Below are 21,284 nucleotides of genomic sequence, written 5' to 3' on the forward strand. Positions count from 1 at the left end.
CGGCACGATGACGGCCATGCCCGACGCGCCCGCCTCCGGACCCTCCGCTCCGTCCGTCCCCTCTGTTCTCGACCTCGCACCCGTCATCCCCGTCGTCACGCTGCACGACGCCGGTGACGCGGTGCCGCTGGCCCGGGCACTGGTGGCGGGCGGCCTGCCCGCTGTCGAGATCACACTGCGGACGCCCGCCGGGCTCGACGCCGTGTGCGCGGTCGCGCGGGACGTACCGGGCGCGATCGTCGGCGCGGGAACGGTGTTGACGGAGCGTCAGGTGAACGGCGCGCTGGACGCGGGCGCGCGCTTCCTCGTCAGCCCGGGGTGCACCGGCGGGTTGCTGACGGCGATGCTGGATTCCGGGGCGCCGGTGCTGCCCGGGGTGGCCACCGCGTCGGAGGCGATGGCGCTGCTGGAACGCGGGGTGGAGGACATGAAGTTCTTCCCGGCCGAGGCGGCGGGCGGCGTCCGGTATCTGCGGTCACTGGCCGCGCCGTTGCCCTCGGCACGCTTCTGCGCCACCGGAGGGATCGACGCGAGCCGCGCGGCGGACTACCTCGCGTTGCCCAACGTGCCGTGCGTGGGCGGGAGTTGGATGGTCCCGGACGATGCCGTACGGGCCGGTGACTGGGGGCGCGTCGAGCGGCTGGCCCGGGCGGCGGCCGCCGTGGGCGGCGCGCCGACGGTGGCCCCGGAGCCCAGAACCGTCAACTCCGCAGGTGCGCCGTGTCGTTGAGCAGGCGCAGCGACGCGTTGCCGTCCGCGTAGTACGCGACCGCCGACAGCGAGGCGGCGGACAGCTCCATGCGGAACAGCGACTCCGGCGGCGCGCCCAGCGCGAGCCGGACCAGCGTCTTGACCGGGGTGACGTGGGTGACCAGCAGCACGGTCTGCCCCGCGTGGCGGGCGATCAGCCGGTCGCGGGCGGCCGCCACCCGGCGAGCCACCGTCGCGAAGCTCTCGCCGTCGCCGGTCGGCCGGGCCTTCGCCGAGGCCAGCCACGCCTGGAGGGCGTCCGGGTACCGCTCCCCCACCTCGGCGAACGTCAGCCCTTCCCACGCCCCGAAGTCGGTCTCGCGCAGGCCCTCCTCGACGCTCACCTCCAGGCCGAGCCGGTCGGCCACGGCCTGCGCGGTCTGGCGGCAGCGGGCCAGCGGTGAGGTGACGACGGCCTGGACGGTGCCCCGGGCGGCCAGCGCGTCGGCGGCGCGGGCGGCCTGCCACCGGCCCTTCTCGGACAGCTCCGGGTCGTCGCCGCCCGAGCCGGAGAAGCGCTTGAGCGGGGTCAGCGCGGTCTCGCCGTGCCGCAGCAGTACGAACGTGGTCGGCGCACCGAGGTCGGCTGCGCCCCAGCCGACCGGAACGGCGGTGGGCTCGGCGAGCGGCTCTGCGACGGGTTCGACGTCAGGCCCGGCGGCCGGTCCCGCACTCGGCGCCACGCCTGACTCAACGACGTCGTCCGCACCGCGAACTGACGTCACGTCAGCTTCTGAAGTCCCTTGTCCACGGGCCGACTTGAGCGCGGCCGTGGAAGAGGCGGGATCCCACTGCTCGCCGCGCTTGCCCGCGTCCATCGCCTCGTTGGCGAGGCGGTCGGCGTGCTTGTTGCGCGAGCGCGGGATCCACTCGTACGACACGCGGTCGGGCGGGAAGATCCCACGGGCCTCGGCGGCCAGCGGCTGCATGCCGGGGTGCTTGATCTTCCAGCGGCCGGACATCTGCTCGACGACGAGCTTGGAGTCCATCCGCACCTGGATCGTGGCGTCCGGGTCGAGTTGATGCGCCGCGCGCAGGCCCGCGATCAGGCCGCGGTACTCGGCGACGTTGTTGGTGGCGGTGCCGATGTATTCGGCCGCCTCCACGAGGGTCTCGCCGCTCGCCGCGTCGGCGACGACGGCGCCGTAGCCCGCGGGCCCCGGGTTGCCCCGGGACCCTCCGTCCGCCTCGACGACGAACGCGTTGCTCACAGGCCGGAGTCCGGGGTGCGCACCAGGATGCGGCGGCAGTTCTCGCAGCGCACGATCTCGTCGGGAGCGGCGGCCCTGACCTCGTTCAGCTCGGTGATGTTCAGCTCCAGGCGGCAGCCCTCGCAGCGCTTCTGGTAGAGCTTGGCCGCGCCGACGCCGCCCAACTGGGCCCGCAGCTTGTCGTAGAGCGCGATCAGGTCGGCGGGGACGGAGGCGGCGACGATCTCGCGCTCCTTGCCGGCCGTGAAGCCCTCCTCGTCGATCTGCTTCAGCACCTCGGCCCGGCGCGCCTCCGCCTCGGCGACCTTGGCCTGCACCGACTCCAGGCGCTGGGTCAGCTCGGCGACGCGCTCCTGGGCGGCCTCACGGCGCTCCATGACCTCCAGCACGACGTCCTCCAGGTCGCCCTGGCGCTTGGCGAGCGAGGCGATCTCGCGCTGGAGGTTCTCCAGGTCCTTCGGCGAGGTGACCACGCCGGAGTCCAGCCGCTTCTGGTCGCGGGTGGCGCGCTGGCGCACCTGGTCCACGTCCTGCTCGGCCTTGGTCTGCTCGCGCGCGGTGTCGCTCTCCTGCGTCTGCGCGGCCACGAGCAGGTCGCGCAGCTGGCCCGCGTCGGCGGACAGCCGCTCGACCTCGGCGTGCTCGGGCAGGTGGGTGCGCTTGTGCTCCAGCTGCCCCAGACGCACGTCGAGGGCCTGGAGGTCGAGAAGGCGGATCTGGTCGGCGGGCGCGGCGTTCAGTTCGGGGCTCCTGAGCTGCTGGAGGGGGCGGAATCCGGTTCCGGGACCGGAGGGACTTCCGGGGCCGGGGGGACGGACGCGTGCAGCGTCCACGGGTCGGTGACCTGGCGGGAGACGTGGACGCGCAGGCTCCAGCCGTGCCGGTCGGAGATCTGGTCCAGCTCCGCCGCGGCCTGCTCGCACCACGGCCACTCGGTGGCCCAGTGCGCGGCGTCGATGAGCGCGGGGCCGCCGTGCTGGGTGGCCTCGGACGCGGGGTGGTGGCGCAGGTCGGCGGTGAGGTAGGCGTCCACCCCGGCGGCGCGCACCTGGTCGAAGAGGCTGTCGCCGGAGCCGCCGCAGACGGCGACGGTACGGATCTCGCGCTCCGGATCGCCCGCGACGCGCAGTCCGGTGGCGGTACGCGGCAGGCCACGGGCGGCCCGCGCGGCGAAGTCGGCCAGCGTCAGCGGGACCGTCAGCTCCCCCACCCTGCCGAGGCCGCGACGGCCCGCCGGGTCGTCGGGGTCGGGCACGAGGGGACCGGTGACGCGCAGGCCCACGGCGGCGGCGAGGGCGTCGGAGACGCCGGGATCGGCCCGGTCCGCGTTGGTGTGGGCGACGTGCAGCGCGATGTCGTGCTTGATCAGCTCGTGGACGACGCGGCCCTTGAAGTGGGTCGCCGCGACCGTCGTCGTGCCGCGCAGGTAGAGCGGATGATGCGTGACCAGCAGGTCCGCGCCGATCCGTATCGCCTCCTCGGCGACCTCCCGCACCGGGTCCACCGCGAACAGCACCCGGCCGACCTCGGCGTCGGGGTCGCCGCAGACCAGTCCCACGGCGTCCCACTGCTCGGCCCGGTCGGCGGGCCACAGGCCGTCGAGGGCGGCGATCACGTCGGACAGTTTGGGCACGGGTGGAAGGTTACCTCTCATGGCGGCCCCGGGGCCTCCCGCCGGGTACAGGAGGGTTCCCGGCGGGGGCGCGCAGCACATCCGAGCGCCCGTTTCACGCCGTTCCGGAACGCGGCCACCCTTATGTGTGAAGCGCGCCAACTCGTGGCGATCGGCTGGGCGTACGAAAACTAGCGTCTGCGATCGGAGGTGACGCAGGAAGATGACCGTCTTGGCCACGCACACCGCGAATTCCGCCGCGACCGGTTTCGGCCCGACCGGCACGAGGACGCTGCGCGTCGCGATGCCGGGGGCGCCTTCGGGGACGGGGGCGCCGTCCGTGGGGATTCGGGACGCGGCGGAGGCGGACGCACCCGTACCGGGGTCTGCCGAGGCGTCTTCCGGGCCCGCGGAGGCGTCGTCCGAACCGGCGGAACCGGCCGTACCGGCCGAACCGGCGAAGGCCGAGCCGTCCCGCAGCCCGGACGCGGACCCGGGAGCCCCGCGGGCCGCCGCACCCCGCACCGCTCCCCCTCCCCCGCAGGGCGCCGCACCGCAGGCGTCCGCCTCGCCCCGCCCCCGCGCCGCCGTCCCGCTCACCGCCCCGCGCCGCACCGGGTTCGCCGTCACCCGGGACGGGTCGTACGGGGCCTGCCTCGCCGATCACGGGGACGGGGGCTGGTACCCGGAGCGCTGGACGCTGGGCGGGCCCGAGCCGTACACCGTACGACTGCCCGGCGCGCGGCCGGAGTCGTCGGACGCCCAGGTGCTGCCGCTGCCGGACGGCCGCGTCCTCATCCGCCGCCCCGGCGAGGGCGACCGCCACGACCTCGCGCTGCTCTACCCGACCGGCCCCGGCACCGGGGAGCTGCCCGTCGGCTTCCTCCACGGCGAACAGGTGCGCCTGCTGCCCGCGGCGGCCGACGGTTCCGCGTACGCGCTGACCCACGCCGACGGCGTGAGCACGGTCTGGCTGGTGCACGGCGGTCCCGGGCTCGCCCCGCTCGCCGAGGTGCCCGGCCGTTGCACCGGGGGCATCTGGCTGGACCGCGAGGGGCGGACACTGGCGCTCGACCGGGAGAGCGACGGGCGGACGAAGACGGTCGCCGTGGACCTCGCGAACGGTGCCGTGCACCCGTTGCTCCAGATCACCGAGGACAGCGACGACCGGTTGCTGCTCGCCGACCCCGACAGCGGCCTGCTGCTGATGCGCAGCAACGCGCCGGGCGACGACCGGCTGGGCTGGGGCGTGCTGGGCAGCACCCGCCCGGTGCGCTTCCCCGAGTGCCTGCGCGATCCCGGTACGGTGCCGCTGGCCGTGCAGCCGGGGCAGGCGCTGACGCCCGAGGCGTGCGCGGTGGCGCTGCGGATCGGGCAGCGGGCGGTGCTGTGGCGGCCGTCGACCCGGCGCCTGGAACCGTTGCCGACGCCGCCGGGGTGGCTGGTGGACGGTGCGTGGTGGGGCGACGGCGACACGTTGCGTCTTCCGTACGCCCGGCCGGAACAGCCGTACGGCGTGCGCGACATCACCCTCAGGGCTGACGTGCGGGATGTTTACGCCGCCGCGTCCACAGAAGCGAAGGGTGACGCCGGGCGGTCCGCTCCCACGCCGCTCGCCCCCGCGCCGCCCGAAGCGCGTCTCGAAGCGCATCCAGAAGCGCATCCCGAAGTGCCGGGGCCACCGTCCGACGCGCCTTCCGACACCGCTCCGGCGCCCTCCGGCACCCCGCCCGCCGGGCCGCCGGACGCCCCCTCCGACCTGGCCAAGGACCCGGCCTCCGACCCTCCCGCCAACCGCGTCGTCCCGCTCCAACAGGCGCCGATGTCCGCCGCGGAGGGGCCTGTGCGCACAGCCGCGGAAAGCCCTGCGCGCACAAACGATTCAGCGTCACCGTCGCGCCACGATTCGGCAACAACCGCCGTGACACACGCGAGTCGGACCGCCGGTTTCAGTGATCATGTCCACGGTTAGACTTGAGACGGGGGCTGCACAGCCGGACGACCCGGCCACGTCAGGTGCGCAACGGGCGGTTGTGTCAAGGCGCGTCATGTGTCGTGCGCCCCGACTCGCCATCCCAGTAAGCGATCCCGACGGAGAGACTTCTGATGTCCGAAGCCCGTACCGACGTCACCGACGACCGCGCCCTGCAGGCGGCCGGCCTGGGAGCCGAGGGCGCGAAGCACCGTGGTCCCGCCTCCGCCGCCGACGAGACCGACATCCCGGCCCACGGCAAGCACCGCAAGGTCGAGCAGGACCACGGCTGAGCAGGCGGACCCCTCACGCCACCACACCGCGGCGGCCGGCCCGGGAGCGTCCCCGGACCGGCCGCCGTGGCATGTCCGCGAGCCCTTCCTCGTCAACTTGACCCGCAATCAACTCATTGACTCGCACTCAACGTTGATCAATATTGATCAACGTTGAGTGTCCCCCGGCACATCGTGCAGAGCGGGCGCGTAGGAGATCCCGACGATCAGCCCGTCCGCCGTGAGGAGTCTGGCCACCGTCTGGCCCCACGGTTCGGTGCGGGCGGGGTGCAGCAGCTCGAAGCCCGCGCGTCGGAGTTCGGCACCGGCGGCCGCGACGGCTTCCGCGTCGGCCACCTCGAACTCGATCGACGCCTGCGGCACCACCCGGTCGGCGGGCCACTCGGCCGTGCCGAAGCACGCCTCGGCCGCCTGCGAGAGTGGCCACAGGCCGAAGTGCTTGCTGCCGGGCACGTTCCCGCTGGAGTAGTAGCCGTCGCCCTCGCCCTCCAGCGGCAGCCCGAGAGCCTCGACGAACAGCTTGCGGCTCAGCGGCGGGTCGGCGACGACCGCCGCCACGCTCGTGATGAAGAGAACGTCCATGCCGGTGGTGGCCTCCTTGCCGCGCCCCGACCGCGGGGGCCGGGGATCCGGCCTGGTCGGCACCGCTTTCAGCGGCCGGTCCCCACTCGTCGCGGCCGCCCGCCTCTCAACGTAGCCGCCCGTTCCCGGCGGCCGAGGCACCCGCGCCCGCGTCGGACACGCCGTCACCCGATCGGGCCGGATGGCCCGGCACCCCGCCGGCGCACCATGATGGAGCCGCACGGGGACCAGCCCTGACGAGGGCACGCGGACACGAGGAACGGACGAGGCGGATGGCGGGCAACCGGGGGACGCGGGCGCGGCATGCCTGGCAGGAGGCGCGGCGGTGGTGGGGCCGTGTGGAGGCGTCGCGGCAGGGTTCCGGGACGCCGCGGCAGCGTGGGCAGAACCTCCTGGAGGTCCACGACCTGGGCTCGTTGCAGGGCGCCGAGCTCGACTCGTACATCGAACGCATCAAGCGGCCGGACAGCCGGATCATGCTGCCGTGGCTGACGATCATGGTGGCCCCGGCTGCGGACGTGCTGCACCACCGGGCGCACCCGGCGTGGCTGGCATGGCTCGCGCTCGCCGCGTTCTGCGCGCTGTACGCAATGAGTGTGATCTCGGCGTTCGACGAGCGGCCGCGGTTCGGGGTGTCGCCGCGGGTGATGGTGTGCGCGAGCGCGGTGATCGCCTACGCGGGCGCGATCGGGTTCCGGCACAACTGGATCACGTTGATCGTGATGCTGGCGTTCGCGTGCGGGACGGTCTTCCGGGGGCGGCACCTGGGCCGGATCGTGGCGGTGCTCGCCGTCTCGGCCGGGATCGTCGCCGGGCACGGCGGCGCCAGTCTGTGGAGCGCGGCGAGCATCGCGTACGCGACGTTCGTCTCCGGCCTGGTGACCGGCGCGATCCTGTCGTTGTACGAGGTGATCGGCCAACTGCGGTCCGCACGGCAGGAGTTGGCGCGGGCGGCGGTCAACCAGGAGCGGCTGCGCTTCTCCCGTGACCTGCACGACCTGCTGGGGCACACCATGTCGGTGGTCGTGGTGAAGGCGGAGGCGGTGCGCAGGCTGGCGCCGCGTGACCTGGACGCGGCGCTGGGGCAGGCGGCGGACATCGAGTCGGTGGCCCGGCAGGCGCTCACCGAGATCCGCGAGGCGGTCTCCGGCTACCGGGAGGGCAGCCTCACCACGGAACTGGACCGCGCGCGCTCGGCGTTGGAGGCGTCCGACGTCGAGCTGACGGTGACGGAGTCCGGCCCGCCGCTGCCCCCGCAGGCGGCGGCGTTGCTGGGCTGGGTGGTGCGCGAGGGCGTGACGAACGTCGTGCGGCACAGTGGCGCGGCGTCCTGCCGGATCGACCTGCGCACCGAGGAGGGCCGCGCGCGACTGGAGATCACGGACGACGGCGACGGTTCAGGCGCCGGCGGAGGCAGCGGCAACGGCCTGAAGGGCCTCAAGGAACGCCTGGCGATGGCGGGAGGCTCCCTGACGTCGGGCCCGACCCCCCGAGGCGGCTTCCGCCTGACGGCGCAACTGCCAGTGGACGGGGAGGAGTTGGGGTAAGGGGGCACCCCCGCTGCGGTGCGCACACGACTGTTCAGACGGATGCCTTCTGCCTGCCGACCTCGCTCGCCCGGGTGAGCACGCCGCGTGCGGTGCGATGGGTACGGTACGGCCTGAGTGTCGCGCGCAGGGTGGCGAAGTGCTCGTCGGCGCGGGCCGAGGAGAGGTTCTCGTAGTCGTCGAGGAAGTTCTCCCACGTGGCACACGAGGCTTCGAGGTGCCCGGCCTCCAGACGACGTTGGGCGAGCAGGGCGTTGGCGTGGGCGCGACCCTGCTTCTCCATGGGCGGGCGGACGCGGTTGGAGTCCTGCATCGCCTTGATGGACGCGGGCAGGTCGCCGAGCGCGTAGGTCACGCTGGAGACGTGGAAGTAGTACGCGGCGAGGTCGTAGCCACCGATCGCGTCGCGCCGGTCGTCCGCCTGGGACAGCGCCGCTTCCGTCTCGGCGAGCCGGGTGAACGCCTGACGCCGGTCACCGACCAGGGCGGCGCCGTGGGCCTGCTGGCCGGTGAGGAACGCGCGCAGACGCGGCCCGGACCCGGGTGCCGCCTGCGCCGCCGAGTCGGCGAGGTCGAGGGCCCGTTGGCCCAGCTTCAGGTTGGCCGCCTGGAGGGCCATGCCGCGCAGCGTGCGGCAGTACGTCACGTGGTCGTCGGCGTCCCGCGCGAGCGTGAGGGCCCGGTGGTACCACTGCTGCGCGCGCCCGTGCTCCTTCTCGTACATGGCCATCCACCCGGTCAGGTAGACGAGGTCGGACGCGGCGGAGAGCATGTCCCGCTGCACGGCGTCGGACGCGTCGGCCCGCAGGTACGGGCCGAGGGTGTTCACGATGAACGAGGCCGCCATGGGGCGGGCGATGGCACCGCCGTGTTCGTCCAGGATGTCGGCGATCGAGTCGGTCACCCCGCGAACGGTCTCAACGTGCCCTTTTCCGATGCGGGTTGTGGGGGCGGCGGCGTGCTTCTCCGCCCGCTCGGCGGCTTCGTGGAAGGCCGGGATGGGCAGCGCCGCGGAGTAGAGCGTCGTGGCGAGGAACTTCCGCCGTGAGGGGTCCATGTCTTCCCTTCCGGTAGTGAGAAGTCCTTCCAGAGTGTCCCCCGGCGGGTCGGCGGCGGGTGCTGATCAGGCCACGGCGAACGGGAAGCCCGCTTCGGCCAGGGTGACGGGACGTCGTAAACGGCGGGCCAGCGCCTCCACCACCAGGGGTCTGATGGCTTCGCGGGGCGTGGTCCCCCCGATCCACTTGTTCACCGTGTACTTGTCGCACCGCAGGTGGCTCCCGGCCTCCTGGGCCAGCCGGTTGACCGCTCCGGCGACCTGGCTCTGCGACATGCCGGCTTCGCCGAGGAGCGCCGCCAGGCTCCGGTTCGGCTTCCGCTCTCCCATGACCCCCACCTTCGCGAGGGCGCTTTCCACGGTTTCCACTCCGGCGCCCCTCCACACGGTACCGCTGTGCGTGGTCGTCCGGTTGCCTGGAGTGAGTAAGAACAGCCAGGCACTCGAAGGGAGTTGGGCCGTGGAGTCCGATGCCACTCGCCGGTCGACGTGCGGTACGCGGGACGGACTCGCCGAGCCGACCCCCGTGGTCCTCCAACGGGTCGTACCGGCGTGGTGGCCGATGGAGGCGGGCGTGCGGACCGTGGACGTGATCGAGCGGGTGCGGGAGGGCCTGCGACGGGGGATCGATCCGGGCCTCGCCGCGGACGTGGAGTGATGGACGGCGCCGACATGGTCGAAGGCGCGGACCCGCCCCACCGTTCTCCGCTCGCCTTCCCGCCCTGCGCCTGCGGAGCCCCCGGATGCCCTGACAGGCGGAAGCGCGACGGAGACGACGGCGACGGCAACGGCGGGGACAGCGAAACGCTCGCCACGCTGCGCGCACGCATCCGCGAGCTCAACGAAGAACGCCGCCGGGCCAGGTGGCTCCGGTCGGGACCCCAGTGACGAGGACGGCGACAGGAGGACCGCGATGCCCAGGACGAACAAGCGGCGTCAGGCGAAAGGAAATCGCTGGGCGGAATCCGCAGCGGCGAAGGACCACGCGAGCGAACTCCGCCAACTGCGCTTTCACACGGACCTGTTGAACCGCATGCGCGCGAAGAGCCGACGAGCTTTACCGGCAAGGGAGGAAGAGGACCCGCCGTCATGACGGACGCCACCCGGGCGTGGACTCGCCACCGCGGGCTCACGCGGCGACAAGAACCCTCAGCCCAGCACCCCCGCCAACGCCCTGATGAGGACCGCCGGCAGGCGGTCGGTGGGTGGGTCCGCTTCGGGGGGTGTCGTGAAGAGGGCTGCCACCCTCGGGTGGTGGCCCGCCTGCGCCACGTGGCGCAGGTACGCCGCCTGCCGCTGCGCGCCCGGGGCGTCCGCCGCCGCCTCGTTCTGGACGAACAGCGCCGTGAGCGCGTTCAGGATCGCGAACGCCTCCAGCTTCCGGGCGGGTTGGGCCGGGTGGTCCGCCAGGACGTCGAGCACGTGCTCCAGCAGGTCCGCGCCGTTCGGTCCGAGGGTCGGCCGGGTGATGACCACGCCGGGCAGCCACGGGTGGCGGCGCATGATGTGCCGGGCCTGCTCCGCGACGCGCAGCAGATCCGCCTGCCAGTCGCCGCTCGGCGCCGGCAGGTCGTACTCGGCCGCCGTGCTGTCCGTCATCAGGTCGAGCAGGTCGTCTCGGGTGGCCACGTACCGGTAAAGGGAGGCTGCTCCGGTGCCGAGCGCGGCAGCGACCCGGCGCATCGAGACGGCGTCCAAGCCCTCGCGGTCGGCCAGTTCGACCGCCACGGCGGTGATCTCGGCGCGACTGCGCTCGGCGGGACGTCCGACCTGCGCCTGCTCCGGCCGCAGCCAGATCACCGGCTCCCGCTGTCCAGCCACCGCCGCACCATCCCTCCGGCCTCCCGCGCACGTTGCCGTCACCCTACCTCTTCGCATACGGTGTTCGCATACATCGTTCGCGAACAACGTTCCGCGAACGCTCGAGGATGGGGAGAGCGCTGTGACCACACGCTTCGCGCACAACGGAGAGACCCGGATCGCCTTCGAGGAACTCGGCGGCTCCGGCGGCGTCCCCCTGCTGCTGCTCATGGGGCTCGGCACGTCGCGTTTCTGGTTCCCCGACGGACTCGTGGCCGCGCTCGTCAGCCGCGGCTTCCACGTCGTCGCCTACGACCAGCGCGACGCGGGCGAGTCCAGCCGTCTGCCCGACCGCCGCGTCGGCCCGCCCCTCGCCGCTCTGCTGCGCCGCGAGGCACCGGCTTACAGCGCCGAGGACCTGACCGACGACGGGGTGGCCGTCCTCGACGCGCTGGGCTGGGACGACGCCCACCTCTTCGGCCACTCCATGGGCGGCCTGATCGCCCAGCGTCTCGCCATCCGCCACCCGCGCCGCGTCCGCAGCCTCACGACGTCCTCGGCCGTGCCCAGCGACACCAAGGGCCTGAGTGTCCTGCGCTACCTGCGCCTGAAGTCCGTCGTCCGCTTCGCGGCGCTGCACTACCCCGAGACCCCGGAGGGCAACCTCGCCCTGGCCACCCGCGTCGCCCGGCTGCTGGCAGCGCCCGGCCAGCGGCTCGACGAGGACGACGTACGGGAGTTCGTCGACAAGGAGGCGGCGCACGGCGTGACCAGCTTCCGCGACGCGAAGGCGCAGAGCCGCCAGGTCGGCGCCAAGTGGCACGGGGGCGCCCTGGCCGGGATCACCGCGCCGACACTCGTCCTGCACGGCGAGGGCGACCCGTTCCTGCGGGTGCGGGCCGCGTACGACATCGCCGCCGCCGTCCCCGGAGCCCGCCTGCGCACGATGCCGGGCGTCGGCCACTTCCTGGCCCGCGCCTCCTGGCCCGCCTACGCCGACGAGATCCGCGCCCTCGCCGACCGCGCGGACACCCGGCCGTCGGTGGCGGGTTGGGCCACCTGACGGCCCGCCATGGGGCACGGGACACCCCTTAAGCTGCCCGCATGACTGACGCTTCCGGCGAGTCCGCCGCCAGCAGCCGCGTGAAGATCCTGCTCGCCGAGGACCAGGGCATGATGCGGGGCGCCCTCGCGCTGCTGCTGGGGCTGGAGGACGACATGGAGGTCGTCGCCCAGGTGTCGGACGGCGAGGCCATCGTGGCGACCGCGCTCGACGCACGGCCGGACGTCGCGCTGCTCGACATCGAACTCCCGGGCCGCAGCGGGCTGGACGCCGCCGCGGAGCTGCGCACCGCCCTGCCGGAGTGCCGGGTGCTGATACTCACCACCTTCGGGCGGCCCGGCTACCTGCGGCGGGCGATGGAGGCGGGCGCGTCCGGGTTCCTGGTCAAGGACGGGCCCGTCGAGGAACTGGCCGCCGCGATCCGGCGGGTGCTGGCGGGCGAGCGGGTCATCGATCCGGCGCTGGCCGCCGCCGCGTTGAGCGCGGGCCCCAACCCGTTGACCACGCGCGAACGGGACGTGCTGACCGCGTCGGCGGACGGTGCCACGGTCGCCGACATCGCGACCAAGCTGCACCTGTCGGAGTCCACCGTGCGCAACTACCTGTCCTCCGCCATCGGCAAGACCAGCACCCGCAACCGCACCGAGGCGGCCCGCACCGCCCGTACCCATGGATGGCTGTGACGGCCGGCCAGGCATGACTGACCGTCAACTTCGACTTGACTGCCCATCAACTCCCGTCGCAGCGGGCGGCATTGCTCCCGGCACCACCGCCGGTTCCTCCTGCGTGACCCTCGTCCCCGGGTGCCACAGGGCGACGAGGAACGCGACCGCCAGCGCGGCGGCCATGCCGTAGAAGACCGCCTGGTTGCCCTGGGCGAAGTCGTTGCGCACGGTTGCCATCGCGCCGCGTGCGAACGTCGCCGCCGGGCCGTTGCCGGTGGGCGCGCTCGCGTTGCCACGGCCGGAGATGGACTGGCTGATCTGGTGGGCGACGCTGTGCGAGACGGACGGCGGGATGCCACGGGCCTGGAACGAGGAGATGATCCGGTCGGTCGTGACGTGGCTCAGCACGGTGCCGAAGACGGCGAGGCCGATCGCGGCGGAGAAGTTGCGGACGGTCTGCGTGATGCCGGTGACCTCGCCGTAACTGGCGTCGATGGCACGGTTGACCGCGTCGGTCGAGGCCGGGGCGAGCAGGAAGCCGATGCCCGCGCCCGCCATCACCACGAACCACCACTGCCTGCTGAGCGACAGGTCCGTCAGCCTGCCCGCCCACAACGCGAATCCCACCGCGCCGAGCGCCGTGCCCAGCAGCATCGCGGGCCGTGCGCCGTTGCGGTCCAGGATGCGCCCGCCGAGCTGCGAGGCGATGGCGAACCCGGCGAAGAAGATGAACAGGTACGAGCCCGCCTCGCTGGGCGACATGCTCAGGCACACCTGCCCGTAGACGGAGGCGAAGAAGAACAGCGGGACGAACGCCATCATGGCGAAGAACAGCACGCCGTTGTCGACGGCGAACGCGCGGTCGCGGAAGACCCGCAGCTTGATCAGCGGGTGCCGGGTGGCGAGTTCGACCCGGCAGAAGACCGCCAGGACGGCGAGACCGCCCACGATGCACACCCACGTCTTCCAGTCGCCCCAGCCCCACGTCGTCGACTGCTGCAAGCCCAGCACCGCGCCGCCCATGCCGAGGGCGACCAGCGCGGCGCCCCGCCAGTCCATCGCCTCGCGGCGCGGCCGGTCGCGCAGCTTGGCCATCAGCGTGAGCGTGACGGCGATGACGGCGACGGGCACGTTGACCCAGAAGATCGCCCGCCACGTCCACGTGGTGAGCCAGCCGCCGAGGATCGGGCCGATCGCGGTCAGCGCGCCGGAGATGCCGAAGAACAGCGCCAGCGCGCGGCCCCGGCGCTCGACCGGGAAGACCGCGACGACCACGGCGAGCGCGGCCGGGAACAGCAGCGCGGCGCCGAAGCCCTGGATGGCGCGGCAGGTGATGAGCCAGGCCAGCGCGCCCGACCCCTTGGGCACCGCGCCGCACAGCGCCGAGGCGACGACGAAGACGATCGTGCCGCCGAGCGCGACCCGGCGCGGGCCCAGCAGGTCGGCGAGGCGTCCGCCGAACGCGAAGAACGCGGCCAGCGCGAGCAGGTAGGCGTTGACCACCCACTGCATGCCGGACGCGGTCAGGTTCAGCTCGTCGATGATGTCGGGCGCCGCGATCGCGACGATGGTCTGGTCGATGAACGTCATCGAGACCGTGAAGAGCATGGCCGCCAGGACGAGGGTCTGGCGGCCCGGACGCATCGGCCCGCCGGAGACCACCACGTCCGATCGCTCGGTGCGGGAACTCGCGGCGGAGGGGGTACCGCTGCTCATGCGTTTGATTGTGGCCCCATACGGGACGACCCGCAGCCGGAGAGCGATCAGCGCACGCACCCCGGCACGCCTCCCGGCCGGCTCCTCAGCCCGTCTTCACCGCGCGCGCCGCGGGCCGGGGCAGCGCCACCGCCATCAGCACCGCCGCGACCAGCAGGAACCCGGTGGCGACCAGGAACACCCTGCCGTATCCGGCGGCCAGCGCGGCGGCCGAGGTCGCGGTGCCGGTGCGGTCGGCGGCGACCGTGGCCAGGATGGTCAGACCCAGCGCGCCACCCATCTGGCGCGAGGTGTTGACCAGGCCCGACACCAGTCCCGCCTCCGTCGGCGCGACCCCCGAGGTGGCCGCCGCGGCGAGCGGTGTCATCGACAGCCCGGCGCCCAGCGACATCAGCACCGCCGGACCCAGGATCGTCCCGGTGAAGGTGCCGTGCGCGCTCATCCTGCTCTCCCAGGCGAAACCAGCCGCCTGCGACAGCGCGCCCACCACGCACAGCAGCCGCGCGTCGACCCGGGCCATCAGCCGGGGCGCGAGCTTCGAGCCGAGGATGATCGACAACGTGAACGGCAGGAAGGCGAACCCGGCGCGCAACGGCGAGTAGCGCAGCACGTTCTGCATGTAGAGCGACATGAAGTACCACATCGAGAACATCGCGGAACCGCACACCAGCATGACCGCGTTGCCCGCCGACACCGACCTGACCCGCAGCAGTCCCAGCGGCATCAACGGCTCCCGGGACAGCGCCTGCACGACACCGAACGCCACCAGCAGCGCCGCCCCGCCCAGCAGCGGCATCAGCGCCCGGTCCGAACCCCAGCCGTACTGGCCGGAGTTGACGATGCCGTAGGCGAGCGCGGCCACGCCCGAGGTCACCAGGACCGCGCCCGGCACGTCCAGCCTGCGGCGCGGCCCCTGCGCGCGGGACTCGGCCAGCCGCAGCGCGGCGACCACCAGGACGAGGGCGCCCACGGGCACGTTGACCAGCAGCACCCAGCGCCACGACAGGTAGTCGGTGAGGATGCCGCCGACCATGCCACCGGCCGCGCCGCCGCCCGCCCCGACCGCGGTCCAGGTGCCTATCGCGCGGGTACGGGCGGATCCCTCGGGGAAGTTGGTGGTGAGGATGGTCAGCGTGGCGGGCGACAGCACGGCGGCGCCCAGGCCCTGCACGGCGCGCGCGACGACCAGTTGCCACGGCTGCTGGGACAGGCCGCCGCCGAGGCTGGCGAGGGTGAACAGCGCGAGCCCCAGCAGGAAGATCCGCTTGCGCCCGAACAGGTCGGCGGCCCGGCCGCCCAGCAGCAGGAAGCCCGCGAACGTCAACGCGTAGGCGTTGACCACCCATTGCAGGCCGGTCGCGCTCAGCCCGAGGTCGCCGCGGATCGACGGCAGCGCCACGTTGACCACGGACACGTCCAGCACGACGAGGAACTGCCCGGCGCAGGCGGCGAGCAGGACCGCCCAGGCGGGCGGCGCGGGCCGCCGGTCCGTGCCGGAGGTGTTCAGCTGCGCGGTGAGGTCGGACATGGTCGCCATGCTGTCGCGCGCCGCTGGAACGCGCATCGGATTTACGTCGTAGGACCGCCGGAGTACGGCGTCACGCCTTAGGACCGCCGGAGTACAGCGTCACGTCTTGAGGACCGCCGGAGTACGGCGCGTTCCGCCGCAGGCCGCGTTCGCGTCCGCGGCCGCACACCGCATGGGCACGCCGAGGCCGCGGCCGCCCCCGGGCGTCGGCCCGCGCGCCCCCTGCGGCACGATGTGGGCATGAGCAACCCCGCGCCGCACCCCGAGGTCCTCGCCGCGTTCGAGCAGGCCAAGGGCTTCATGCCCGTCGACGAGGGCCTGGCCCTGTACGCCGCCGCCGTCGAGGCCGCCGCGCTCGGGCTGCCGCTGCTGGAGGTCGGCACGTACTGCGGGCGCTCCACGATCCTGCTGGCCGCCGCCGCGCGCGACGCGGGCGTGACGGCCGTCACCGTCGACCACCACCGCGGCAGCGAGGAGCAGCAGCCGGGCTGGGAGTACCACGACGCGGGCCTGGTCGACCCCGAGCTGACGGTGACCGCCGCGGACGGCACCAGGACCGTGCGCATGGACACCCTGCCGACGTTCCGCAGGACGCTGTTCGCCGCGGGCCTGGAGGACCACGTGGTGGCGCTGGTCGGACGCTCCCCGAGGGCCGCCGCGCTGTGGGGCCGCCCGCTGGGCCTGGTCTTCGTCGACGGCGGCCACACCGACGAGCACGCAGGCGCGGACTACGAGGGCTGGGCGCCGCACGTGGCGCCCGGCGGGCTGCTGGTCGTGCACGACGTCTTCCCCGACCCGGCGGACGGCGGGCAGGCGCCGTACCGGATCTACCGCAGGGCGCTGGAGTCGGGGGCGTTCGCCGAGACGTCGGTCACGCGATCCCTGCGCGTGCTGCGGCGGGTCGCCGACGGGGTCTAGGGTCTACGCCCATGTCCAGCCCCATCAGACGCGGCGCGGCCGTCGCGCTCGGGCTCGCCGCCCTCGTGACGGCGTGCTCGGCGCAGCGTCCGCCGGCTCCCCCCACCTCGCCGGCGCCGCGCGTCTCCCCCACAGCCCACGACTCCGGCGCCCCGCCCGGCAAGCCCCTGGCGGGCAAGGTCGTGGTGATCGACCCCGGCCACAACATCGGCAACCAGCACCACACGGCCGAGATCAACCGCCTGGTCGACATCGGCGGCAGCCGCAAGGCCTGCGACACCACCGGCACCGCCACCGACGCCGGTTACCCGGAGGCCGACTTCACGCTCGACGTCGCCCGCCGGGCGCGGACGCTGCTGACGGCGCTGGGCGCGAAGGTGACGTTCACGCAGGACGGGAACCGGTCGTGGGGTCCGTGCGTGGACGAGCGGGCCAGGATCGGCAACGCGGCGCACGCCGACGCGGCCGTCTCGATCCACGCGGACGGCGCGGCCGTCGGCGACCGCGGCTTCCACGTGATCCTGCCCGCCGCGGTGCACGCGGGGATCGCGGACACCCGGCCGATCGTGGCGCCCTCCCGGACCCTCGGCACCGACCTGCGGAATCGATTCGCCGCCGACACCGGCGAGCCGTTCTCCACCTACGTGGGCCACGGCACCGCATTGGACGTGCGCGGCGACCTCGGCGGGCTCGACCTGTCGACGGTGCCGAAGGTCTTCATCGAGTGCGGCAACATGCGCGATCCGCAGGACGCCGCGCGGCTGACCGACGCGGCCTGGCGGCAGCGGGCGGCACGGGGCATCGCGGACGGGATCGCCGCATACCTGGAGGGTTCCGGAGGGTAGGGACGGCCCGGGACGGCTGCCCGACCCGGCTGACCGGCACCAGGTCACACCCGTACGATGGGTCCCCACCCCCCGCGCTCGACCCTGCCGGGACCGGGAGCGCTCCGTGCGTACCGGCGCCAGCGACGACCACCGAGACCGACGAAGGACACTCCACGTGAACATCCGCTCCCTCACCCGAGGAGACGGCGCGGTGATCGGTGCAGCCGTGCTGCTGCTGATCGCGTCGTTCCTCGACTTCTACAGCGTCAGCAACTGCGGCAACCTGTGCGGCGAGGTCCAGATGCCGTCCGGCTGGAAGTCCGAGATCTTCCCCGTGCTGCCCTCGGTGTTCCTCGCCGGTCTGATCGCCGCCGTGCTGATCGTGGCGTCCCGCGTGCTGCCGCAGAACCGCAAGGTCGCCGGGCTCACCCTGGACCAGTGGGGCACCGCGCTCGCGGTGTTCGCGGCGTGGAGCGCGCTGTGGTCGCTGATGGGCGGCGGTTCGCAGCTGAGCCCCGGCGCCGGCGCGATCCTCGGCCTGGTGGCGACCCTGGTGCTGGCGGCGGCGGCGATCGCCACGCCGCGGGTGCCGGCGCTCAAGGCGGCGCTGCTGGGCGCCCCGAAGCCGCAGCAGGCCTTCCCCGGCCAGCAGCAGCACTTCAACCCCGGCCCCGGCCAGCCCGGCGGCGGTTACGGCTACCCGGGCCAGCCGCAGGGCTACGGCGCCCAGCCGCAGCAGCCGGGGGCTCCGATCGGGGGCGTGCAGCCCACCCCGACCCCGGCGCAGGGTCACGCGGCGGCCACCGCGCAGCCCCAGCAGGCCGCGCACGCGCAGGAGTTCGCGCCGTTCTGGTTCGCGGTGCCGGTGGCCCGGCCGCTGTACCCGGAGGACGGCTCGCCGACCCCGCTGGCCGAACTGACCCCCGGCACCTGGTACTTGGCCGTCGACCAGCGCGGTTCCGCGCTGGTGGCGCAGACCCAGGACGGGCGCCGTGGTGTCCTTCAGGACACCACGGGCATCCAGCGCGGCTGACCGCCCCGTCCGCTCGTCGCACGACGGCCCCCTCCGCACCGGCGGAGGGGGCCGTCGTCGTTCCGTCGCGCCGGAACGTTCGACTTCCTTGCCTGCGGCCGACGTCGATCAGCTGCCGCTCTTGAGCTGGCTGAGCGAGGGGACCTTGTCGGTGACGTTGTCGCCGTCCTTCTTGGCGGTGGACTTCACGTTGTTGATGGTGTCCTGGAAGGAGTTGACCGTGCTGTCCGGCGACTCGCCCTTCTTCAGCTTGGCCGGGAGCGCCTTGAGCGAGTCGACGCTCTTGGTCAGCGGCGCGACCAGTTTGGCGAGCGTCTTGTCACCCTGCGCGTCGTGCAGCGCCGCCTTGAGCCGGTTGTAGGTGAACCCTCCGGCCAGACCCGCCTTGACCAGCGCGAAGGTGCGGCCCTTGGCGCCCTTCTTGAACGTGCCCGCCTTGTACGGCTTGTAGATCCACTGGTACGTGGCGCCCGCGGCGAGCGAGGAGTTGAGCACGAACTTCGTTTTGGCCAGCTTCACCGGCGAGGTGGAGGAGTCCGCCGCCGCACCGGTCGCGGGCGCGGTCACGGAGGCGCTCGCCGTGGCCGGGACGCTGGGGCTCGCCGCACCGGCCGCCGCCTTGTGGCCGCCGCCACCGCACGCGGTCAGCGTCATCAGCAGGGCGGCCAGCAGCAACGCGACCAGCCCGCGGGCGCGCGTCCCCGAGGTGGGCCGCGGCGGCCGCCTGGTCGTACGGGACGGCGGGCCCGAGGGGCTGAGCGGCGGGCCGGACGGTCGAGTGGACATGGGTCCTCCGTGGGCGGGGGCGGGCATCCCTGCGAGCCTCACCGCGCCGCCGCGACGGCGCCACCGGAGCGCCTCCATTCGGAGGACACCCGGTCCGGGACCGCCCTCAACAGCAGCTTTCCGCCGGGTCGTCGAGCCCGAGCGGCAGCCGGTCGCCGCCGAAGACCGCCGTCGTCGCCTCGTCCCCGCCGAGCGCCGCGACCGCGAGCAGCAGCGCGCCCGCCGTCCAGGTGGTGCGCTCCTCGGGCCAGACCGCGTCGTCCTCGAAGACGTACCCGGTCCAGTACAGCCCATCGTCCGCGCGCAGATGCTGGATGTCGGTGAGCAGGCGCACCGCGCGGTCCGACTCGCCGATCGCCCACAGCGCGAGGGCGAGTTCGGCGCTCTCGGCGCCGGTCACCCACGGGTTCGGCTCCACGCAGCGCACGCCGAGGCCGGGGACGACGAAGCGGTCCCAGCCCTCCTGGACGCGGGCGCGGGCGGCGTCGCCGCGCAGCGCGGTGCCCAGCACCGGGTAGTACCAGTCCATCGAGTGCGGCTTGGCCAGGAACCGTTCCGGGTGGTGGACGATCGCGTGCCGCAGCCGTCCCGTCGCCAACTCCCAGTCGGGCTGCGGGTCCTCGCGCGTCTCGGCGACGGCGAGCGCGCAGCGCAGCGCGTGGTAGACCGACGAGCAGCCGGTCAGCAGCGCCTCGTGCGGGAAGCTCCCGTCGTCGTCGCGCTTCCAGGCGATCTCGCCACCGGGCAGTTGCAGCGCGAGCACGAACTCGATCGCGGCGAACAGGTGCGGCCACATCGCGTCGAGGAACGCCTCGTCACCGGTGGACAGGTAGTGGTGCCACACGCCGACGGCGACGTAGGCGCAGAAGTTGGCCTCCCGCCCGCGGTCCTTGGGGCTGCCCTCGGCGCCGTCCGCGTAGTCGTACGCCGCGTACCAGGAGCCGTCCGCGTTCTGGACCCGCGCCAGCCACGCGTAGGCCGCCGCCGCGCGCGCGTGCTCGCCCGCCGCGTCCAGCGCCATCGCCGCCTCGACGTGGTCCCAGGGGTCGAGGTGGCCGCCGTCGAACCACGGTACGGCGCCGTCCGGCCGCTGCGCGGCGGCGATCCCGGCGACCGTCCGGGCGGCCTGCCCGGCGGTGAGGACTCCGGGCAGGACCAGGTGCTCGGTGCGCCCGGGCGAGGTCACAGGGCGGCCCCGGCCGGCAGGTGCGGCTTGGTGGCGTACGCGACGAAGCTCTTGCCGATCAGGGGGTTGAGCGCCTGCTCGGCCAGCCGGGTGGCCAGCGGCTTCTTCATGATGTCCCAGACCAGCAGCTTGTGGTACGCCTTCACCGGCAGCGCCTGGTCGTTGTCGACGCCCACCGCGCACTTGATCCACCAGTACGGGGAGTGCAGGCCGTGCGCGTGGTGGGTGCCGTACGGTTCGAGACCGGCCTCGCGCATCCGCTCCAGCAGTTCGTCGCCGCGGTAGATGCGGATGTGGCCGCCCTCGACCTCGTGGTAGGCGTCGGACAGCGCCCAGCAGATCTTCTCCGGCAGCCAGCGCGGCACGGTGACCGCTATCCGGCCGCCCGGCCGCAGCACCCGCACCATCTCGGCGAGCACGCCCTTGTCGTCCGGGATGTGCTCCATGACCTCGGAGATGATCACGACGTCGAAGCTCGCGTCGGGGAACGGCAGGCGCAGCGCGTCGCCCTCCATCGCGACGGCGGAGGCGCCCGCCGGTGCCTCCCCGGCCTCCTTCATCGCGGCGAACCACTTGGCGACCTCGCGGATCTCCTCGCCGTTGCGGTCGAGGGCGACCACGTTGGCGCCGCGCCGGTAGCACTCGAAGGCGTGGCGGCCCGCGCCGCAGCCGAGGTCGAGCACCCGGTCGCCGGGGGCGAGCGGGAAGCGGGAGAAGTCGACGGTCAGCACGTGGACT

Annotated in this window: 21 protein-coding genes and 1 pseudogene; 10 read left to right on the plus strand and 12 right to left on the minus strand. The window is 73.5% G+C overall.

The window, feature by feature from the left end; all coding sequences use genetic code 11:
- The first annotated feature begins 7 nt into the window (after positions 1-7).
- Positions 8-730, plus strand: coding sequence for a bifunctional 4-hydroxy-2-oxoglutarate aldolase/2-dehydro-3-deoxy-phosphogluconate aldolase (gene eda, locus K7472_RS20975; protein WP_222980032.1), 723 nt, complete (start codon positions 8-10; stop codon positions 728-730).
- On the opposite strand, the gene K7472_RS20980 is transcribed toward eda, so the two are convergent.
- The 3 genes from K7472_RS20980 to K7472_RS20990 are packed head-to-tail and all read right to left on the minus strand — an operon-like array spanning position 702 to position 3,594.
- Entirely contained in the window at positions 702-1,961 is a 1,260-nt protein-coding gene (locus tag K7472_RS20980) for a bifunctional RNase H/acid phosphatase (RefSeq protein WP_222980033.1), read from the minus strand. The two genes, eda and K7472_RS20980, sit on opposite strands and share 29 nt — an antisense overlap.
- Positions 1,958-2,701 carry a zinc ribbon domain-containing protein gene (locus tag K7472_RS20985; protein WP_222980108.1) on the minus strand — a complete coding sequence of 248 codons (744 nt, stop codon included), beginning with the start codon at positions 2,699-2,701 and terminating at the stop codon, positions 1,958-1,960. The genes K7472_RS20980 and K7472_RS20985 overlap by 4 nt, the downstream gene beginning before the upstream one ends.
- Positions 2,698-3,594 (minus strand): Nif3-like dinuclear metal center hexameric protein, encoded by an 897-nt coding sequence (locus K7472_RS20990; RefSeq protein ID WP_222980034.1) that lies wholly within the window; start codon positions 3,592-3,594, stop codon positions 2,698-2,700. The genes K7472_RS20985 and K7472_RS20990 overlap by 4 nt, the downstream gene beginning before the upstream one ends.
- Positions 3,595-3,796: 202 nt before the next feature.
- Here K7472_RS20990 and K7472_RS33505 point away from each other — a divergent pair, with 202 nt between their 5' ends.
- Positions 3,797-5,545 (plus strand): hypothetical protein, encoded by a 1,749-nt coding sequence (locus tag K7472_RS33505; protein ID WP_222980035.1) that lies wholly within the window; start codon positions 3,797-3,799, stop codon positions 5,543-5,545.
- Between the two features lie 134 nt (positions 5,546-5,679).
- Positions 5,680-5,838 (plus strand): hypothetical protein, encoded by a 159-nt coding sequence (locus K7472_RS21000; RefSeq protein WP_222980036.1) that lies wholly within the window; start codon positions 5,680-5,682, stop codon positions 5,836-5,838.
- A 147-nt stretch (positions 5,839-5,985) separates the two neighbouring features.
- Here K7472_RS21000 and K7472_RS21005 read toward each other — a convergent pair whose 3' ends face one another.
- A complete protein-coding gene (locus K7472_RS21005) occupies positions 5,986-6,420 on the minus strand; it encodes a VOC family protein (RefSeq protein ID WP_222980037.1) in 435 nt (144 codons plus the stop codon).
- A 272-nt stretch (positions 6,421-6,692) separates the two neighbouring features.
- On the opposite strand from K7472_RS21005, the gene K7472_RS21010 reads away from it, so the two are divergent.
- On the plus strand, positions 6,693-7,967 hold the full coding sequence (locus K7472_RS21010; protein ID WP_252395973.1) for a sensor histidine kinase: 1,275 nt from the start codon (positions 6,693-6,695) through the stop codon (positions 7,965-7,967).
- Positions 7,968-8,001: 34 nt separating this feature from the next.
- Here K7472_RS21010 and K7472_RS21015 read toward each other — a convergent pair.
- Positions 8,002-9,072 (minus strand): annotated as a pseudogene (locus tag K7472_RS21015) (NsdA family TPR-like regulatory protein); the annotation flags it as partial.
- An 18-nt stretch (positions 9,073-9,090) separates the two neighbouring features.
- Positions 9,091-9,354: a hypothetical protein gene (locus tag K7472_RS33510; RefSeq protein ID WP_308014011.1), complete on the minus strand. Its 264-nt coding sequence runs from the start codon at positions 9,352-9,354 to the stop codon at positions 9,091-9,093.
- A gap of 130 nt (positions 9,355-9,484) precedes the next feature.
- On the opposite strand from K7472_RS33510, the gene K7472_RS21020 reads away from it, so the two are divergent.
- Positions 9,485-9,682, plus strand: a complete 198-nt coding sequence (locus K7472_RS21020) for a hypothetical protein (RefSeq protein WP_222980038.1) — start codon at positions 9,485-9,487, stop codon at positions 9,680-9,682.
- Positions 9,683-10,173: 491 nt separating this feature from the next.
- Here the strand turns inward: K7472_RS21020 and K7472_RS21025 are convergent, their stop codons facing one another.
- A complete protein-coding gene (locus tag K7472_RS21025) occupies positions 10,174-10,845 on the minus strand; it encodes a TetR/AcrR family transcriptional regulator (RefSeq protein WP_308014012.1) in 672 nt (223 codons plus the stop codon).
- A 121-nt stretch (positions 10,846-10,966) separates the two neighbouring features.
- Here K7472_RS21025 and K7472_RS21030 point away from each other — a divergent pair, with 121 nt between their 5' ends.
- Together K7472_RS21030 and K7472_RS21035 are read left to right on the plus strand one after the other, a co-directional pair.
- Positions 10,967-11,887, plus strand: coding sequence for an alpha/beta fold hydrolase (locus tag K7472_RS21030; RefSeq protein WP_308014013.1), 921 nt, complete (start codon positions 10,967-10,969; stop codon positions 11,885-11,887).
- Between the two features lie 41 nt (positions 11,888-11,928).
- The gene (locus K7472_RS21035; RefSeq protein ID WP_222980040.1) at positions 11,929-12,570 is read left to right on the plus strand and encodes a response regulator transcription factor; all 642 of its coding nucleotides are present in this window, start codon (positions 11,929-11,931) and stop codon (positions 12,568-12,570) included.
- A 24-nt stretch (positions 12,571-12,594) separates the two neighbouring features.
- Here K7472_RS21035 and K7472_RS21040 read toward each other — a convergent pair whose 3' ends face one another.
- Positions 12,595-14,196 carry an MFS transporter gene (locus K7472_RS21040; protein ID WP_252395991.1) on the minus strand — a complete coding sequence of 534 codons (1,602 nt, stop codon included), beginning with the start codon at positions 14,194-14,196 and terminating at the stop codon, positions 12,595-12,597.
- A gap of 157 nt (positions 14,197-14,353) precedes the next feature.
- Complete coding sequence (locus tag K7472_RS21045; RefSeq protein WP_222980041.1) at positions 14,354-15,796, minus strand: MFS transporter; 1,443 nt, start codon at positions 15,794-15,796, stop codon at positions 14,354-14,356.
- 240 nt (positions 15,797-16,036) lie between these two features.
- Between K7472_RS21045 and K7472_RS21050 the strand changes: the two genes are divergently transcribed.
- From K7472_RS21050 to K7472_RS21060, 3 genes are all read left to right on the plus strand, one after another.
- A complete protein-coding gene (locus K7472_RS21050; RefSeq protein ID WP_222980042.1) occupies positions 16,037-16,714 on the plus strand; it encodes a class I SAM-dependent methyltransferase in 678 nt (225 codons plus the stop codon).
- 11 nt (positions 16,715-16,725) lie between these two features.
- The gene (locus tag K7472_RS21055) at positions 16,726-17,559 is read left to right on the plus strand and encodes an N-acetylmuramoyl-L-alanine amidase (protein WP_222980043.1); all 834 of its coding nucleotides are present in this window, start codon (positions 16,726-16,728) and stop codon (positions 17,557-17,559) included.
- A 157-nt stretch (positions 17,560-17,716) separates the two neighbouring features.
- The gene (locus K7472_RS21060) at positions 17,717-18,574 is read left to right on the plus strand and encodes a DUF5336 domain-containing protein (RefSeq protein WP_222980044.1); all 858 of its coding nucleotides are present in this window, start codon (positions 17,717-17,719) and stop codon (positions 18,572-18,574) included.
- Positions 18,575-18,682: 108 nt separating this feature from the next.
- Here the strand turns inward: K7472_RS21060 and K7472_RS21065 are convergent, their stop codons facing one another.
- The 3 genes from K7472_RS21065 to K7472_RS21075 form a co-directional block, all read right to left on the minus strand.
- Complete coding sequence (locus K7472_RS21065; protein ID WP_372458006.1) at positions 18,683-19,360, minus strand: hypothetical protein; 678 nt, start codon at positions 19,358-19,360, stop codon at positions 18,683-18,685.
- A 106-nt stretch (positions 19,361-19,466) separates the two neighbouring features.
- Entirely contained in the window at positions 19,467-20,546 is a 1,080-nt protein-coding gene (locus tag K7472_RS21070) for a prenyltransferase (RefSeq protein ID WP_222980045.1), read from the minus strand.
- Positions 20,543-21,277: a class I SAM-dependent methyltransferase gene (locus K7472_RS21075; RefSeq protein WP_222980046.1), complete on the minus strand. Its 735-nt coding sequence runs from the start codon at positions 21,275-21,277 to the stop codon at positions 20,543-20,545. The genes K7472_RS21070 and K7472_RS21075 overlap by 4 nt, the downstream gene beginning before the upstream one ends.
- Positions 21,278-21,284: the final 7 nt, after the last annotated feature.

The organism is Streptantibioticus parmotrematis (assembly GCF_019890615.1).
Lineage (GTDB): Bacteria > Actinomycetota > Actinomycetes > Streptomycetales > Streptomycetaceae > Streptantibioticus_D > Streptantibioticus_D parmotrematis.

What these genes read in the sequence shown, in the direction of transcription:
- eda (WP_222980032.1), top strand. Translation starts at nt 8, where the DNA reads ATGACGGCCATGCCCGACGCGCCCGCCTCCGGACCCTCCGCTCCGTCC.
- K7472_RS33505 (WP_222980035.1), top strand. Translation starts at nt 3,797, where the DNA reads ATGACCGTCTTGGCCACGCACACCGCGAATTCCGCCGCGACCGGTTTC.
- K7472_RS21000 (WP_222980036.1), top strand. Translation starts at nt 5,680, where the DNA reads ATGTCCGAAGCCCGTACCGACGTCACCGACGACCGCGCCCTGCAGGCG.
- K7472_RS21005 (WP_222980037.1), bottom strand. Translation starts at nt 6,420, where the DNA reads ATGGACGTTCTCTTCATCACGAGCGTGGCGGCGGTCGTCGCCGACCCG.
- K7472_RS21010 (WP_252395973.1), top strand. Translation starts at nt 6,693, where the DNA reads ATGGCGGGCAACCGGGGGACGCGGGCGCGGCATGCCTGGCAGGAGGCG.
- K7472_RS33510 (WP_308014011.1), bottom strand. Translation starts at nt 9,354, where the DNA reads ATGGGAGAGCGGAAGCCGAACCGGAGCCTGGCGGCGCTCCTCGGCGAA.
- K7472_RS21035 (WP_222980040.1), top strand. Translation starts at nt 11,929, where the DNA reads ATGACTGACGCTTCCGGCGAGTCCGCCGCCAGCAGCCGCGTGAAGATC.
- K7472_RS21040 (WP_252395991.1), bottom strand. Translation starts at nt 14,196, where the DNA reads ATGCGTCCGGGCCGCCAGACCCTCGTCCTGGCGGCCATGCTCTTCACG.
- K7472_RS21045 (WP_222980041.1), bottom strand. Translation starts at nt 15,796, where the DNA reads ATGTCCGACCTCACCGCGCAGCTGAACACCTCCGGCACGGACCGGCGG.
- K7472_RS21050 (WP_222980042.1), top strand. Translation starts at nt 16,037, where the DNA reads ATGAGCAACCCCGCGCCGCACCCCGAGGTCCTCGCCGCGTTCGAGCAG.
- K7472_RS21055 (WP_222980043.1), top strand. Translation starts at nt 16,726, where the DNA reads ATGTCCAGCCCCATCAGACGCGGCGCGGCCGTCGCGCTCGGGCTCGCC.
- K7472_RS21065 (WP_372458006.1), bottom strand. Translation starts at nt 19,360, where the DNA reads ATGTCCACTCGACCGTCCGGCCCGCCGCTCAGCCCCTCGGGCCCGCCG.